This window comes from Streptomyces sp. NPDC104106 (genome assembly GCF_055584345.1).
This window is the reverse complement of the sequence record NZ_JBVJMF010000003.1, coordinates 327661-343231: the sequence shown is the minus strand read 5'-3', so window position 1 is coordinate 343231 and position 15571 is coordinate 327661. Positions and strand designations below refer to the sequence as shown.

10 protein-coding genes are annotated in these 15571 nt (G+C 72.4%); all 10 read right to left on the bottom strand.

Features of this window, described 5'->3' with window-relative positions:
- Window positions 1–140: 140 nt before the first annotated feature.
- A complete protein-coding gene (locus ACZ60X_RS08855; protein ID WP_469595171.1) occupies window positions 141–743 on the bottom strand; it encodes a sarcosine oxidase subunit gamma in 603 nt (200 codons plus the stop codon).
- Entirely contained in the window at window positions 736–3951 is a 3216-nt protein-coding gene (locus tag ACZ60X_RS08850) for a sarcosine oxidase subunit delta family protein (RefSeq protein WP_469595169.1), read from the bottom strand. The genes ACZ60X_RS08855 and ACZ60X_RS08850 overlap by 8 nt, the downstream gene beginning before the upstream one ends.
- Before the next feature lie 11 nt (window positions 3952–3962).
- Window positions 3963–5195: a sarcosine oxidase subunit beta family protein gene (locus ACZ60X_RS08845; RefSeq protein ID WP_469595166.1), complete on the bottom strand. Its 1233-nt coding sequence runs from the start codon at window positions 5193–5195 to the stop codon at window positions 3963–3965.
- Window positions 5192–6478: a serine hydroxymethyltransferase gene (glyA, locus tag ACZ60X_RS08840; RefSeq protein WP_469595163.1), complete on the bottom strand. Its 1287-nt coding sequence runs from the start codon at window positions 6476–6478 to the stop codon at window positions 5192–5194. The genes ACZ60X_RS08845 and glyA overlap by 4 nt, the downstream gene beginning before the upstream one ends.
- Complete coding sequence (locus ACZ60X_RS08835) at window positions 6475–7335, bottom strand: bifunctional methylenetetrahydrofolate dehydrogenase/methenyltetrahydrofolate cyclohydrolase (RefSeq protein WP_469595161.1); 861 nt, start codon at window positions 7333–7335, stop codon at window positions 6475–6477. Before ACZ60X_RS08835 ends, glyA begins: the two co-directional genes overlap by 4 nt.
- A gap of 22 nt (window positions 7336–7357) precedes the next feature.
- Window positions 7358–9796 (bottom strand): GcvT family protein, encoded by a 2439-nt coding sequence (locus ACZ60X_RS08830; protein WP_469595158.1) that lies wholly within the window; start codon window positions 9794–9796, stop codon window positions 7358–7360.
- 221 nt (window positions 9797–10017) lie between these two features.
- Window positions 10018–10983, bottom strand: a complete 966-nt coding sequence (locus ACZ60X_RS08825; protein WP_469595156.1) for an ABC transporter substrate-binding protein — start codon at window positions 10981–10983, stop codon at window positions 10018–10020.
- Window positions 10984–10996: 13 nt separating this feature from the next.
- Window positions 10997–12973 carry an ABC transporter permease gene (locus ACZ60X_RS08820; protein ID WP_469595154.1) on the bottom strand — a complete coding sequence of 659 codons (1977 nt, stop codon included), beginning with the start codon at window positions 12971–12973 and terminating at the stop codon, window positions 10997–10999.
- Entirely contained in the window at window positions 12973–14064 is a 1092-nt protein-coding gene (locus tag ACZ60X_RS08815) for a quaternary amine ABC transporter ATP-binding protein (protein WP_469595152.1), read from the bottom strand. Before ACZ60X_RS08815 ends, ACZ60X_RS08820 begins: the two co-directional genes overlap by 1 nt.
- 19 nt (window positions 14065–14083) lie before the next feature.
- Entirely contained in the window at window positions 14084–15553 is a 1470-nt protein-coding gene (locus tag ACZ60X_RS08810; RefSeq protein ID WP_469595151.1) for an aldehyde dehydrogenase family protein, read from the bottom strand.
- Between the last annotated feature and the right edge of the window lie 18 nt (window positions 15554–15571).

Below are 15571 nucleotides of genomic sequence, written 5' to 3'. Positions count from 1 at the left end.
CCCGCCCGGTCGCCGAAGCCCGTTCCGGGGGACGGTCCGGCAGTCCCGGGCGACTCGCGGTACCGGCGCCGGCCCACGGCCTCGCGACGAGGCCGGCGGGCCCGCCGCCGTACCGGCGCAGGCCCGCCGTGCGGAGTCGTTCACACGTATTCGACGGCCGCGTCCAGCAGCCAGTCCACCAGGTAGCCGGCGAAGGAGGAGCGCACGAGCACCCACAAGCCCGCATCCGTCTCGTCACGGGCGACCAGCACGACCTGGGCGCGGGCGAGGGTCGTCCGGGCGCAGCGGCCGGGGCCGAAGGCGCTCGGGTGGAGGTCCAGCGCGCAGCCGTGGGCGAGCAGGTCGCGGGCGCGGGGCCCGCTGACCAGGAGGGTGGTGCCCTGGGCGGAGACGTCCGTCACGGAGACGTGCTCCGCCCCGGCCGCCGCGCGGATCCGGCCCTCCAGTTCCCGCTGGGCACCGGGCTGCGCCACCACCAGCCATTCGTCCGGGCCGAGCCACAGCACGGTCAGCTCGCCGGCGCGGACCATGGTGCCGGGTTCCAGGGGTAGTTGGACCCCCAGGGCGAGTCCGACCGCGGCCGCCGCCGGGCTCTTGGCGTCCAGGCGGACGTTCACCTGGGCCAGGAAGGGGACTTCGGCCAGCCGGACCGCGCCCCGGGAGGAACGCGTCGCGGCGGCCAGGCGGCCGGCGGCGTGCGCCAGCGGGCTGCGCTGCCGGGCGGTCAGGGCGGTGTCAGCCATCGCGGCGGGCTCCCTCGGGGTCGTAGAGGACGGGGCTGGCGACGGTGACCGGGAGCATCCGGTCGCCGACGGGTGCGTAGAGGCGTTTGCCGACGCGGTCCCGGCCGCCCTTGATCAGGGCGAGCGCGAAGGTCCGGCCGAGCGCCGCGCTGCGGTAGCTGGAGGTGACATGGCCGAGCATCGGCACGGGCGGGGCGGGCAGTTCGCTGTCGGCGACCAGCTGGGTGCCCTCCGGCAGGAGGGCGCCGGAGTCGTCGGGCAGCAGGGCGACCAGGTGCTTGCGGTCGGGACGGACGGTGTCGGCGCGGGCGTAGGAGCGCTTGCCGATGAAGTCGGGCTTCTTCTTGGACACCGCCCAGCCCATGCCGAGGTCCTGCGGGGTGACCGTGCCGTCGGTGTCCTGGCCGACGATCGGATAGCCCTTCTCGGCGCGCAGCACGTGCATGGTCTCGGTGCCGTACGGGGTGATGCCGTACGGGGCGCCGGCCTCGTACAGCGCCTCCCACAGGGCGAGGGCGTCCCACGGTGACACATTGAGCTCGTAGGCGAGTTCGCCGGAGAAGCTGATCCGGCACACGCGCGCGTCGAGTCCGGCGACGGTCGTGTCGCGCCAGGCCATGAACGGGAAGTCGTCGCGGGAGACGGCGAGTCGGGGCGCGAGCGAGCCGAGGACGGCACGGGACCGAGGGCCCACGAGCGCCACGGTGGCCCACTGCTCGGTCACCGACGTGCAGTGCACCCGCAGGTCGGGCCACTCGGTCTGCAGCCACTCCTCCATCCAGTCCAGGACGGCGGCGGCGTTGCCGGTCGTGGTGGTGACGAGGAAGCGGTCACGGGCGAGCCGGATGACGGTGCCGTCGTCGAAGACCATCCCGTCCAGTCGGCACATCACGCCGTAGCGGATCATGCCCACCTTCAGGGTGCTCATCATGTTCGTGTAGAGCCGGTCGAGGAAGAGTGCCGCGTCCGGGCCCTGGACGTCGATCTTGCCGAGGGTGGAGGCGTCCATGAAGGCCACGCCCTCCCGGGCGGCCCGGCACTCGCGCAGGACGGCGGTCTCCATGTCCTCGCCGTCCTGGGGGTAGTACCAGGGGCGCTTCCACTGCCCGACGTTCTCGAAGGCGGCGCCGTGTTCGACGTGCCAGCCGTGCAGGGCGGTCGTACGGACCGGGTCGTGCAGCGCGCCGCGGTCGCGGCCGGCGAGGGCGGCGAAGGAGACGGGCGTGTACGGCGGCCGGAAGGTGGGCAGGCCGAGCGCCGAGATGTCGACGCCGAGGAGTCCGGCGACCACCCCGCTGGCGAGGACGCCGCCCGTCTTGCCCTGGTCGTTGGCCGTGCCCGCCGTGGTGTAGCGCTTGGTGTGCTCCACCGAGCGCAGGCCCGCCCCGGTCGCCCGCGCCAGGTCGTCGACCGTGACATCGCGCTGGAGGTCCACGAACCGGGGGGCGCCGGTGGCGCCGGGGACGGTGAAGACCTGCATGGGCGGGGTGTACGGCCGGGCGGCCACGGCCGGCAGGGCGGGTGCCTCGGCTGTGTAGCCCTCCACCTCGACGGCGCGGGCTCCGGCCGCCGCGCCCTGCGCGAGGGCCGTGGCGAGGTCGACGGCCCCGTTCGCGCTGCCCGCGACCTCGACGGCCTGACGGCAGCTGTCGGGGACGAACGCGCCGAGTGCCTCGTCGTGGCGGAGCGTGCCGCCCGCCTGGCTGAACAGGTGCGCGACCGGGTTCCAGCCGCCGGAGACCAGCAGCAGGTCGACGGCGAACTCCCGCTGTCCGGCGGTCGTTCCGTACGGGGCGACGGTCACGGCGGTGAGCCGGTCCGTGCCCCGGGTGCCGGTGACCGCGTGCCCGGCGAGCACCTCGATCCCGGCGGACCGGGCGCGCTCGGCCCACGCCCCCGGCTCGGGCCGGGTGTCGACGATCGCCGCGACGTCCGCCCCGGCCGCCGCCAGGTCGAGCGCGGCGGCGTAGGCGCTGTCGTTGGTGGTGAACACGACCGCGTGCCGGCCCGGTACGACGGCGTACCGGTGGAGGTACGTCCGCGCCGAGGCCGCCAGCATCACGCCGGGGCGGTCGTTGTCGGCGAAGGCCAGCGAGCGCTCGTGGGCACCGGTGGCGAGGACGACGCGCCGGGCGCGGATCCGCCAGACCCGCTCGCGGGAGACGTGGGCCGGGGCGTCGGCGCCGAGGTGGTGGGTACGGCGCTCGACGGCGAGGACGTGGTTGTCGTCGTAGTGGCCGAACACGGTGGTCCGGCGCAGGACGCGCACGTCGGGAGCGGCTTCGAGCCGGGCGCGGGTCGCCGCCACCCAGTCGAGGTGTTCGCCGGTGCCCAGCAGGCTGCCGCCGGCTTCCGGCTGGTCGTCGGCGAGGATGACGCGGGCGCCGCTGTGCGCGGCCGCCGCGGCGGCGGCGAGTCCGGCTGGCCCGGCACCGACCACGAGCAGGTCGCAGTGGGCGTGTACGGCGTCGTAGCGGGCCGGGTCCGGTTCGGTGGCGAGGCGTCCCTGGCCGGGCAGGCTGCTCGCGACCAGGCCGTCGTACAGCTCGACGGTCGTGGCGGGGAGCATGGGCTCGGGGAAGGGCGCCTCGATCTGGACGACCGCGTTGGGTTCCTCGACCCCGGCCGAGAAGATGCCGCGCGGGCGGCCCAGCTTGATGCTGGTGGCGGCTCGGACGACGCCGCCCGCGAGAAGGGCGGAGGCGAGGGTGTCGCCCCGGTAGCCCTGGTACACGGTGCCGTCGAAGGTGAAGGTGAGGGGGGTGTCGCGGTCGATACGGCCGCCGGCGGCAAGGCGGTTCGGCCGGCTCGGGAGCCTCACCGCGGGCGCGGCGCCGGGGGCCCCGGCCGGCCGTGCGGGGACCTTGTCGTCGAAGTCGCCCGCAGGAGCCGGGGGTGCCGGACGCGGCAGGGAGGCGGCCGGGCGTGGCTCCGGGGCCTTTGGGCGCTCCTCGCCCACCCCGTACACCGCCAGGATCTCGTTCGTCGACGTGTCCCGCACCGCGTTGAACCACTTGCGGCAGCCCGCCGCGTGGCTCCAGCGTTCGGCGAAGGGGCCCTTGGGGTTGTCACGGAAGAACAGGTAGCGGGCCCACTCCTCGTCGCTGAGGGCGGCGGGGTCCTCCGGGTAGGGGACGTGGGCCTGGCCGCCGTAGTGGAACTCGGCCTCGTCGCGGGGCCCGCACCACGGGCAGGAGATCAGCAGCATGGTCGGGCTCCCTAGTGGGCCACCGCGGCCGCGCCGTGCTCGTCGACGAGCGCGCCGGTGGTGAAACGGTCGAGCGAGAAGGGGGCGTTCAGGTGGTGGGGGGTGTCGTGGGCGATCGTGTGGGCGTAGACCCAGCCCACGCCCGGGGTGGCCTTGAAGCCGCCCGTTCCCCAGCCGCAGTTGAGGTAGAGGTTGCCGACCGGGGTGAGGCCGACGATGGGCGAGGCGTCGGGGCTGACGTCGACGATGCCGCCCCAGGTGCGCAGCACATGGGCGCGGGCGAACACCGGGAACAGCTCCAGGGCGGCGGACATCTGCTCCTCGATGATGTGGAACGCGCCGCGCTGGGTGTAGGAGTTGTACGCGTCGATGCCCGCGCCCATCACCAGCTCGCCCTTGTGCGCCTGGCTGACGTACACGTGGACCGCGTTGGACATCACGACCGTCGGGTGCACGGGCTCCAGCAGTTCGGAGACGAGCGCCTGCAAGGGGTGGCTCTGGAGGGGCAGTTCGATGCCCGCCATGGCGGCGAGGACCGAGGTGTGGCCGGCGGAGCACAGGGCCACCTTGCCCGCGGCGATCGGTCCCTGGGTGGTCTGGACGCCGACCACCCGGCCGCCGGCCACGTCCAGGCCGGTGACCTCGCAGTTCTGGATGATGTCGATACCGGCGGCGTCCGCGGAGCGGGCGAAGCCCCAGGCGACGTAGTCGTGCTTGGCGATGCCGGCGCGCGGCTGGTAGGTGCCGCCGAGGACGGGGTAGCGCACGTTGGGGGAGGTGTTGACGATCGGGCAGACCTCTTTGACCTGATCGGCGTCGAGCCATTCGGCGTCTATGCCGTTGAGCCGGTTGGCCTCGACCCGGCGCACGCTGTCGCGGACGTCCTGCAGGCTGTGGGCGAGGTTCAGCACACCGCGCTGGGAGAAGAGGATCGGGTAGTCCAGCTCCTCCTCCAGGCCCTCCCACAGCTTCAGCGCGTGCTCGTAGATGCCCGCGCTCTCGTCCCACAGGTAGTTGGAGCGGATGATCGTGGTGTTGCGGGCCATGTTGCCGCCCGCGAGCCAGCCCTTCTCCAGGACGGCGACGTCGGTGATGCCGTGGTTCTTGGCCAGGTAGTGGGCGGTGGCCAGGCCGTGGCCGCCGCCGCCCACGATCACCACGTCGTACGACCGCTTGGGCTCGGGGGTGCGCCAGAGCCAGTCCGGGTGGTCGGGCAGGTCGGCGCCGGGGGTGCGGGGGCTCATCGGGCGGCTCCTGAGGTGCCGGAGAGGTGCGGATACAGCGGGTGCTGCGCGGCCAGCGCCTCGGTGCGGGCGCGCAGCGCGGCCACGTCCGGCTCCGGCTGGAGGGCCAGCGCGATCACGTCGGCGACCTCGGCGAAGTCGTCCTCCGTGAAGCCCCGGGTGGCCAGCGCCGGGGTGCCGATGCGCAGGCCGGAGGTGACCATGGGCGGGCGCGGGTCGAAGGGGACGGCGTTGCGGTTGACGGTGATGCCGATCTCGTGGAGGAGGTCCTCGGCCCGCTTGCCGTCGAGTTCGGAGTCCCGCAGGTCGACCAGGACCAGGTGGACGTCCGTGCCGCCGGTGAGCACCTTCACTCCGGCCGCGGCCGCGTCGGGCCGGGCGAGGCGCTCGGCGAGGACACGGGCGCCCGCGAGGGTACGGGCCTGGCGTTCGGCGAACTCGGGCGAGGCCGCAACCTTGAAGGAGACCGCCTTGGCCGCGATGACGTGCTCCAGTGGGCCGCCCTGCATGCCGGGGAACACCGCCGAGTTGATCTCCTTGGCGAGGCCGGCGTCGTTGGTGAGGATGACGCCGCCGCGCGGACCGCCGAGGGTCTTGTGCGTGGTCGTCGTGACCACGTGGGCGTGCGGGACGGGGCTCGGGTGCAGTCCCGCGGCGACCAGGCCGGCGAAGTGCGCCATGTCGACCATGAGGAGGGCACCGACCTCGTCGGCGATCCGGCGGAAGGCGGCGAAGTCCAGCTGCCGCGGGTACGCCGACCACCCCGCGATGATCATCTTGGGCCGGTGCTCCTTGGCGAGCCGCTCCACCTCGTCCATGTCCACGAGGTTGTCGGTCTCGGAGACGTGGTACGGCACGACGTTCAGCATCCTGCCGCTGTAGTTGATGCGCATGCCGTGGGTGAGATGACCGCCGTGCGCGAGGTCGAGGCCGAGGATCGTGTCGCCGGGCTGGAGCAGGGCGAAGAACACGGCGGTGTTGGCCTGCGCGCCCGAGTGCGGCTGGACGTTGGCGTGAGCCGCCCCGAAGAGGGACGTGACCCGCTCGATGGCCAGGCGTTCGGTGACGTCGACGTGTTCGCAGCCGCCGTAGTAGCGGCGGCCGGGGTAGCCCTCGGCGTACTTATTGGTCGCGACCGAGCCCTGCGCCTCCATCACGGCGGCGGGCGCGAAGTTCTCGGAGGCGATCATCTCCAGGGTGGACTGCTGGCGGTGCAGTTCGGCGCGGAGGGCCGCGTGGACCTCGGGGTCCAGCTCGGCCAGGGGCGTGTTCAGCGCGTTCATGCGGGGTTCGCGTTCCTCTCGGCGGCCTCGACGACGTTGGCGAGCAGCATCGCCCGGGTCATGGGTCCCACTCCCCCGGGCATCGGCGCGAGCCATCCGGCGACCTCGGCGGCCTCGGGATGGATGTCGCCGACGAGTCCGTGCCCGGTGCGGGTGATGCCGACGTCCAGGACGGCCGCGCCGGGGCGCAGCATGTCCTTGGTGATCAGTCCGGGCGACCCGGCCGCCGCGACGACGATGTCCGCCTCGCGTACGTGCCGGGCCAGGCCCCTGGTTCCGGTGTGGCAGAGGGTGACGGTGGCGTTCTCGGAGCGGCGGGTGAGCAGCAGTCCGATCGGCCGTCCCACGGTGATGCCCCGGCCGATCACGCACACCCGTGCTCCCGCCGGCGGCACCTCGTAGCGGCGCAGCAGCTCGACGATGCCGCGCGGGGTGCAGGGCAGGGGGGCGTCGACACCGAGGACGAGCCGGCCGAGGTTGACCGGGTGCAGACCGTCCGCGTCCTTGGCGGGGTCCATGCGTGCGAGGACGGCGTTCGCGTCCAGATGGCGCGGGAGCGGGAGCTGGACGATGTAGCCGGTGCAGGCCGGGTCGGCGTTGAGGTCGTCGATGACGTCCTCGACCTGCCGCTGGCTTGCGTCGGCGGGCAGTTCACGGCGCAGGGAGGCGAGGCCGACCTCAGCGCAGTCGCGGTGCTTTCCGGCGACGTAGGCGTGGCTGCCGGGGTCGTCGCCGACGAGGACGGTGCCGAGGCCGGGCGGTCGGCCGGTCAGGGCCGTCGACTTGGCGACGCGTTCGGCGAGTTCGCGGCGGATGCCGGCGGCGGTGGCCCGGCCGTCGAGGAGTTGTGCGGTCACCGGTGGTGTTCCTTCCCCTGGGCTAGCCACGTAGGCGGGACATGGCCGGGTCGAACAGCGGCTCGTCGGCGACGACCGCCTCGACGCGCTGGTCGAAGTAGCCGATGTGCACGGTGGTGCCGGGGGTGGCAAGGCCGGCCGGGAGCCATGCGTAGGCGATGCCCTTGCCGACGGTGTAGCCGTACGCGGCGCTGGTGACGTAGCCGACCGCGCGGTCGCCGTCGTACACCGGCTCCTTGCCCATGACGACCGACCGCGGGTCGGCGATGGTGAGGCAGCTCAGCTTCCGCCGGACGTTCTCCTTGCGGCGCTCCAGCGCGGCCTTGCCGATGAAGTCGCCCTTGTCGGGTTTGACGGCGAAGCCGACGCCGGCCTCGTAGGGGTCGTGCTCGTAGGTCATGTCGGTGCCGAAGGAGCGGTAGCCCTTCTCCAGGCGCAGGCTGTTGAAGGCGCCCCGGCCGGCGATGATGCCGCCGAGCGGTTCGGCCGCCGCCCACAGGGTGTCCCACAGCTTCTGCCCCTGGTCGGCGCCCGTGTACAGCTCCCAGCCCAGTTCGCCGACGTAGCTCAGGCGCATCGCGGTCACCGGGACGCTGCCGACGTAGGCGCGCCGCGCGCGGAAGTACTTCAGTCCCGCGGCCGAGAAGTCCGCGTCGGTGAGCGGTTGCAGCACCTCGCGGGCGAGCGGGCCCCACAGGCCGATGCAGCAGGTGCCGGCGGTGATGTCGCGGACCTGGACCGTTCCATCGGCGGGCAGATGGCGGGTGAACCAGTCGAGGTCGAGGTTGCCGTTGGCGCCGACCTGGAAGAGGTCGGGGGCGAGGCGGGCGACGGTGATGTCGCTGCGGATGCCGCCGTCGTGGTTGAGCAGCAGGGTGTACGTCACCGAGCCGACGGACTTGGCGACCTTGCCGGTGACGAGCCCTTCCAGGAAGCCGGCGGCGCCGGGGCCGCTCACCTCCAGGCGTTTGAGGGCGGTCATGTCGTACATCGCGACGGTCTCGCGGGTGACCTGGGCCTCGGCGCCGACGATGGGCGACCAGTAGCGCGCGGCCCAGTCGCCCGGGGTGGGGATGGCGCGGCCGTCGAGCAGGCGCGCGTTCGCCTCGTACCACTGCGGGCGCTCCCAGCCGGTCGCCTCCAGGAAGAACGCGCCGTGTTCCTGCTGGCGGGCGTAGAAGGGGCTGGTGCGGATCGGGCGCGGCTCCCCGGAGGGCTGGAGGGGGTGGAGGATGTCGTAGACCTCGGCGAAGTTCCGGCAGTCGCGGGCCAGGACGTACTCCGGGGACAGCTGGTGCGGCTCGAAGCGGTTGACGTCGCACTCGTGCAGGTCGAAGGAGGAGCAGTGGCCGTCGACCAGCCATTCGGCGACGGCGCGGCCGACGCCCGCGGAGTGGGTGACCCAGACGGCCTCGGCGACCCAGAAGCCCTTGACGTCCGGGGACTCGCCGAGCAGGGGGTAGCCGTCGGTGGTGAAGGAGAACAGGCCGTTGATGCCCTCCTCGACCTTGGCCTCCTGGGTGGCCGGGAGCAGCGACCGGGTCTCGGTCCAGGCGGGCTCGAAGTCCTCCTCGGTGAACTTCAGGACCGAGGGCATCTCCTCGGCCTGGTCCACGGAGAGGATGTCGTCGGCGGAGACCGGCATGGGGCGGTGGCCGTAGTAGCCGATGCCGAGGCCGTCGTAGCGGTCGCGGTAGTAGAGGTCGGCGTCCTGGTGGCGCAGGATCGGGCGGACCGCCTCCTCGGTCTGGCCGGCGAGGGCCGGGACCGGGCCGGTCCAGGCGAGCTGGTGGGCGAGCGGGGTGAGCGGCAGGTTCATGCCGACCATGCGGGCGATATTCGGTCCCCAGATGCCGGCGCAGCACACGACGACCTCGGCGGGGATCTCGCCCTGGTCGGTGACGACGCCGGTGACGCGGCCCTCGTCCTGCCGGATGTCGAGGACTTCGTGCCGGGCGAGGAAGCGCACGCCGCGCTCGGTGGCCCGGCGGATCTGTGCCTCGACGGCGAGAACGGCCTTGGCGAGGCCGTCGGTGGGGACGAGGAGGCCGCCGAGGACCCGGTCCCGGTTGACGAGCGGGTGCCGCTCCACGCACTCGTCGGGGGTCAGCAGGTGCGCCTCGATGCCCCAGGCGGTGATCCAGCCGTGGCGGCGGTGCAGTTCGGCGAGGCGCTCGGGGCCGGTGGCCACCTCCAGGCCGCCGACCTGGAGGAAGCAGGGCCGGCCGTCGACGTCGAGGGAGCGGAACTTCTCGACGGTGTAGCGGGCCAGTTCCGTCATCGTCTTCGAGGGGTTCGTCTGGAAGACCAGGCCCGGGGCGTGCGAGGAGGAGCCCCCGGTGGCCGGGAGGGGGCCCTGGTCGACCACGGTCACTTCGGTCCAGCCGCGCGCGGAGATCTCGTCCGCCAGGGCCGCTCCCACGACGCCCGCTCCGATGATCACCACTCGGGGTCCCGCCATCGCCCAACCTCCGAACTTGAGACCGGTCCAGTTGCTTTCTGCGCAACTTGATTCAGGCTGCGCAACTCAATGTGCCCGCCGCCGAGGAGGGGTGTCAAGGGGGCGGTCACGCCGGAAAACGGGCCGGATACGGGCCGCGAACACGGCGAAGCCCGGCAGGCGGCGCGCGTTGCGTGCACACCGCCTGCCGGGCTGTTCGGCGGGCCCTCGCCGGCCCCGGGCTACCTCAGCCAGGCGTCGACCTTGTCCCGGTTCGCCTCGACCCACTTCCGGGCCGCCGCGTCGTCCGTCATCTTGTCCTGCGCGATGTACCGGGCGACGGTGTTCTGGTCGTCGTTGGTCCAGTGGAAGTTCCGCACCAGGCGGTACGCCGGGCTGCCCGAGCCGGCGAACCGCGCGCTGACGACCTTGTCCAGGTCGTAGACGGGGTAGTCGCAGGCCACCTTCGCCGCGTCCGCGTCGCAGCCTGGCGTGTACTTCGGCAGGCTGACCTTGACCAGCGGCACCTCGGACATGAACCACTGGGGCTCGTAGAAGTAGCCGATCACCCACTGCTTGTTCTTCTCGGCCGTCCGGTACGCCTGGATGAGCGCGGTCTCGCTGCCCGCGTACACCACCTTGAAATCGAGCTTCAGGTTCTTGACCAGGGCAGCGTCGTTGGTGACGTACGACGGGTCGCCGTCGAGCAGTTGGCCCTTGCCGCCGGACTCGGAGGTCCGGAACCTGTCCGCGTACCTGTCGAGGTTCTTCCAGTCGAGGATGTCCGGGTGCGCCTTGGCCAGCCACGGCGGCACGAACCAGCCGATGACGCCCTTGTTGCCGGTCGAGCCGGCCTCGACGGCCGTCTTCTGCCCGGTGATGTACTTCTTCTTCAGATCGTCATGGCCCCAGTTCTCCAGGACGGCGTCGACCTCGCCGGTCCCGAACCCCTGCCAGGCGATCTCCTCCTTCAGGTTCTTCTTGACGACCGTGCAGCCGAGGTCGTGCTGCGCGACGTACGCGACGACCGCCGCGTCCGCCTCGTAGCCGATCCACGGGTTGACGGCCAGGTTGAAGGTGCCGCACGTGCCGTCCGAGCGCTTCGAGCCGGACGAGGACATGTCGCTCACCTTCGCGCCCACGCAGGAGGTGAGGGTGAGGCTCAGGAGGGTCAGGCCGGCCGCGCCGGTGCGCCAGTGTCGTGCCATGGTGTCGTGCTCCTTACGCCCGGGTGCGTCGCGCCGCGGCCTGAGTGATCCGGTCGAACATGACTCCGAGCAGGACGATGGCCAGTCCCGCCGCGAGCCCCTTGCCGTACAGCTGCCCCTGCGAGAACCCGGCCACCACGTCGTAGCCGAGGGCGCCGGCCCCCACCAGGCCGCCCACGACGACCATCGACAGCACGTAGATCAGGCCCTGGTTGGTGGCGAGCGTCAGCGCGCCGCGCGCCATCGGCAGCTGGACCTTGGTGATGGTCTGCCAGGTGTCGCACCCGGCCGAGGTGGCCGCCTCGACGGTCGCCTCGGGCACGTTCCGCACACCGTCCGCGATGATCTTTATCGCGACGGGTGCCGCGTAGACGACGGCCGCGGCGATCGCGGTGAACCGGGTGGCGCCGAACAGCGCCAGGAACGGAACGAGATAGACGAAGGGCGGCATGACCTGCGCGGCGTCCAGGGTGGGCCGGACCAGCCGGTCCACGAGCGGAGTGCGTCCCATCCACACGCCGACGACGACGCCGAGCAACATGACCAGCACCGTGGCCACGGCCGTCGAGGCGAGGGTGGTCATGCTGTCCGACCACACACCCGTGCCGACGAGGAGCCCGACGCACACGACTGCCGTCACCGCGGCCCAGCGGCCGCCGAGCACCGCGGCGAGCGCGACCAGGGTGAGTCCGACGAGCCACCACGGGGAGTCGGTGAGCAGTGTCTGGAACGGGTTGAGCAGGCCGTCGGTGAGCACGCCCCGCACTCCGTTGGTCAGCCCGGAGAGGTGGTCCTGGAGCCAGGTGGTCGCCGTGTCGGCCGCGCTCGCGATGTGGCCGCCGACGGTGCCGTTGCCGGGGAACTCGGCCGCCCAGACGTAGGTGTGGGACACGTACACCATGAAGCCGACCCCGAGCGCCCCCGCCGCCAGCAGCGGCCCGCGCCACCTGCGCAGGCGTCCGCCCGCCCGCCGGCCGGCCTCGGCTCGTCCGGCCGCCGCCGTGGTGACCCGGTCGAGCACGATCGCCATGACGACGATGGCGAGGCCCGCGTTGAAGGCGGTGCCGACGTCGAGCGACTGCAGGGCCTGCACGACGGTCTTGCCGAGGCCGGGCGCGTCGATCAGCGCGGCGATGGTCACCATGGCGAGGGCGGCCATGATGGTCTGGTTGACGCCCATGACGACGGTGCGCCTGGACATCGGCAGCAGCACTTTCACCAGTTGCTGCGTGCGGGTCGTGCCGAGGGAGTCCGCCGCCTCGACGGTGGTCGCGGGCACGGAGCGGATGGCGTGGGCCGTGATGCGGATGGCGGGCGGTGCCGCGTAGATCACGGTGGTGATCACCGCGGAGGCACCGCCGATGAGGAAGATCAGGGTCAGCGGGGCGAGGTAGACGAAGGTCGGCATCGTCTGCATGAAGTCCAGGAAGGGCGTCATGATCCGGTTGAACCGGTCGGACAGGCCCGCCCACACGCCGAGCGGGACGCCGATGAGCAGCGCCACGAGGACCGCCGACAGGGTCAGCGCCAGCGTGTCCATGCTCTCCTGCCACAGGCCCTGGAGCCCGAAGAAGCCGAAACCCGCCACGGCCAGCAGCGCGACCCGCCAGTTGCCGACGGCCCACGAGACGTAGCCGGTGATGCCGACGACGCCGAACCAGCCGATCTGCGGGACCGGGCGGGAGCCGACGGGCTGGGAGATCAGCGACTGGACGAAGGTCACGAGATGGTCGATGGCCAGCCGGATCTCGTTGAAGAAGTACAGGAAGAGCGGGTTCGAGTCGCGGTTGGCCCCGATGCTGTCGTTGACGTCGTTGAGCCAGCGGTGCAGCCCGGTGAGGTCGGCCGCCGCCAGGGTCAGCGTCTGCCGGCCGCGCAGCACGGCGAAGAGCACGAGCCAGAGGACCAGGATCCCCGCGACCACCATGGGGCGGCTGACCTTCTCGCGCAGGGGCGCGGCCGGCGCGCTCGTGTCGGCGGCGACGGCCATCACGCACCGCCTTCGTCGCCGGCGACGACGGACAGGATCTCCTCGTCGCCGACGATGCCCAGCAGCTTTCCGCCCTCGACGACCTTGACCGGCTTCTCGGCCGCCAGCACCGCCCGGGTGGCCTCGCGCACCACGACGTCCGGTCCCAACTCCGGCCCGTCCAGGGCGTCTTCGGGCTGGGCCGGGCGCATGATCCAGCGCAGGGTGAGCACGTCGCCGCGCGGCACGTCCCGGACGAAGTCCCGTACGTAGTCGTCGGCGGGGGCGCCGACCAGTTCGTCGCCGGTGCCGCACTGGACCATCCTGCCGTCGCGCATGATCAGGATGCGGTCGCCCAGCTTCAGGGCCTCGGACAGGTCGTGGGTGATGAACACCATGGTCTTGCCGACCTCGTGGTGCAGCCGGATGACCTCGCTCTGCATGTCCCGGCGGATCAGCGGGTCGAGCGCCGAGAAGGGCTCGTCGAAGAAGAGTACGTCGGGGTCGCCGGCGAGGGCACGGGCGAGCCCGACGCGCTGCTGCATACCGCCGGAGAGCTGGTCGGGGTAGGAGTTCTCGTATCCGGCGAGGCCCACCAGTTCGACGGTCTGAAGTGCCCGCCTGGTGCGCTCGGCCCTGCTCATGCCCCGTATCTCCAGGCCGAACGCGACGTTGTCGACGACCTTGCGGTGCGGCAGCAGGCCGAAGTGCTGGAACACCATGGAGAACTTGCTGCGCCGCATCTCGCGCAGCCGCCGGGAGTCGGCGCCGCGGATGTCCTCGCCCTCGAAGACGACCTCGCCCGCGGTGGGTTCGATCAGCCGGGTGAGACATCGCACCAGGGTGGACTTGCCGGAGCCGGACAGGCCCATGACGACGAAGACCTCGCCCGGCGAGACGTCGAAGTTCACGTCCCGTACGGCGGCGGTGCAGCCGGTGCGGTCCATCAGCTCGCGGCGGGTGAGACCGCACAGCTCCGCGGAGTCCGGCACCGCGTCGGCCTTCGGCCCGAACACCTTCCACAGCCCGCGCACGGAGATGACGGGGGTGCGGTCCTTCGAGTCCTGGGACGTGTCGCGCCGCCGCGACACCTCGGTCTGTGCTGGGCCCATGGTCGACCTCTTTCGGCGTTCAGCCGCGGAACCAGTGCTGCGGCCGGGGTTGGATGTTCTGCCAGACGTGCTTGGGCTCCCGGTATTCGTCGAGGCCCGTCGGCCCCAGCTCACGGCCCACGCCGGAGTGCCCGAACCCACCCCACTCGGCCTGCGGCACATAGGGGTGGTAGTCGTTGATCCACACGGTGCCGTGCCGCAGCCGGCGGGCGACCCGCTGCGCCTTGCCCGCGTCCTGCGTCCACACGGCCCCCGCGAGGCCGTACTCCGTGTCGTTGGCGATGCGGACGGCGTCGTCCTCGTCACGGAAGCGTTCGACGGTGAGCACGGGCCCGAAGGACTCCTCGTGCACCACGCGCATGTCCTGCCGGCACTCGTCCAGGACGGTCGGCGGGTAGTAGAAGCCTCCGGCCAGCGCGGGATCGTCCGGGCGCGCGCCGCCGCAGCGCAGTACGGCGCCCTCGGCCAGGCCCGCCGCGACGTACGCCTCGACCTTCTCCCGGTGCCGGGCGGAGATCAGCGGCCCGGTCTCGGCCTCGGCGTCGAAGGGCCCGCCGAGCCGGATCAGCCGGGCGCGGCGGACGACCTCGGCCACGAAGGCGTCGTGCAGCGAGTCCTCGACGATCAGCCGGGCGCCGGCCGAGCAGACCTGCCCGGAGTGCAGGAAGACCGCGGTGAGAGCGAAGTCGACGGCCGTGTCGAAGTCGGCGTCGGCGAAGACGACATTGGGGTTCTTGCCGCCCAGCTCCAGCGCGACCTTCTTCACGCTCGCCGCGGCGGTCGCCATGATGTGCCGGCCGGTGTCCAGTCCGCCGGTGAACGACACCATGTCGACGGCCGGGTGCTCGGCCAGCGGTGCGCCCGCCTCGGCTCCGGCGCCCAGGACGAGGTTGGCGGCGCCGGCGGGCAGCCCGGCCTCCTCGAGTGCCCTGATCAGCAGGATCGAGGTGGAGGGGGTCAGTTCGCTGGGCTTGAGGACGACGGTGTTGCCCGCGAGCAGGGCCGGGGCGACCTTCCAGGAGGCCTGCAGCAGCGGGTAGTTCCACGGCGTGATCAGCGCGCAGACGCCGACGGGCTCGTACACGACCCGGCTCACGGCGTCGTCGCGGCCGGTGTCGATCACCCGGCCGGCCCCGGTGCCGGCGATGCCGCCGTAGTACCGGAAGCAGGAGACGACGTCGGCGATGTCGTACTCGCTCTCCACCAGCCGCTTGCCGGTGTCCAGGGACTCGGCGCGGGCGAACTCCTTGGCGTCGCGTTCGAGGATGCCGGCGGTACGCAGCAGCAGGGCGCCGCGCTCCCGCTCGGGCGTCCCGGGCCAGGGCCCCTCGTCGAAGGCCCGGCGGGCCGCGGCGATCGCCGCCTCGGTGTCGGGGCGGGTGCCTTCCGAGACCGTCGCGACGAGTGTGCCGTCGGCCGGACAGCGGATCTCGCGGTGGCCGCCGGCCACCGGATCACGCCATTTCCCGGCCACATACAGATCTGCCACGCGCCGCGCCCTTCGAGG

Bases quoted from the DNA above. Each gene is read 5' to 3' on its own strand.
- ACZ60X_RS08855 (WP_469595171.1), bottom strand. From the start codon at position 743: ATGGCTGACACCGCCCTGACCGCCCGGCAGCGCAGCCCGCTGGCGCAC.
- ACZ60X_RS08850 (WP_469595169.1), bottom strand. From the start codon at position 3,951: ATGCTGCTGATCTCCTGCCCGTGGTGCGGGCCCCGCGACGAGGCCGAG.
- ACZ60X_RS08845 (WP_469595166.1), bottom strand. From the start codon at position 5,195: ATGAGCCCCCGCACCCCCGGCGCCGACCTGCCCGACCACCCGGACTGG.
- glyA (WP_469595163.1), bottom strand. From the start codon at position 6,478: ATGAACGCGCTGAACACGCCCCTGGCCGAGCTGGACCCCGAGGTCCAC.
- ACZ60X_RS08830 (WP_469595158.1), bottom strand. From the start codon at position 9,796: ATGGCGGGACCCCGAGTGGTGATCATCGGAGCGGGCGTCGTGGGAGCG.
- ACZ60X_RS08825 (WP_469595156.1), bottom strand. From the start codon at position 10,983: ATGGCACGACACTGGCGCACCGGCGCGGCCGGCCTGACCCTCCTGAGC.
- ACZ60X_RS08820 (WP_469595154.1), bottom strand. From the start codon at position 12,973: ATGGCCGTCGCCGCCGACACGAGCGCGCCGGCCGCGCCCCTGCGCGAG.
- ACZ60X_RS08815 (WP_469595152.1), bottom strand. From the start codon at position 14,064: ATGGGCCCAGCACAGACCGAGGTGTCGCGGCGGCGCGACACGTCCCAG.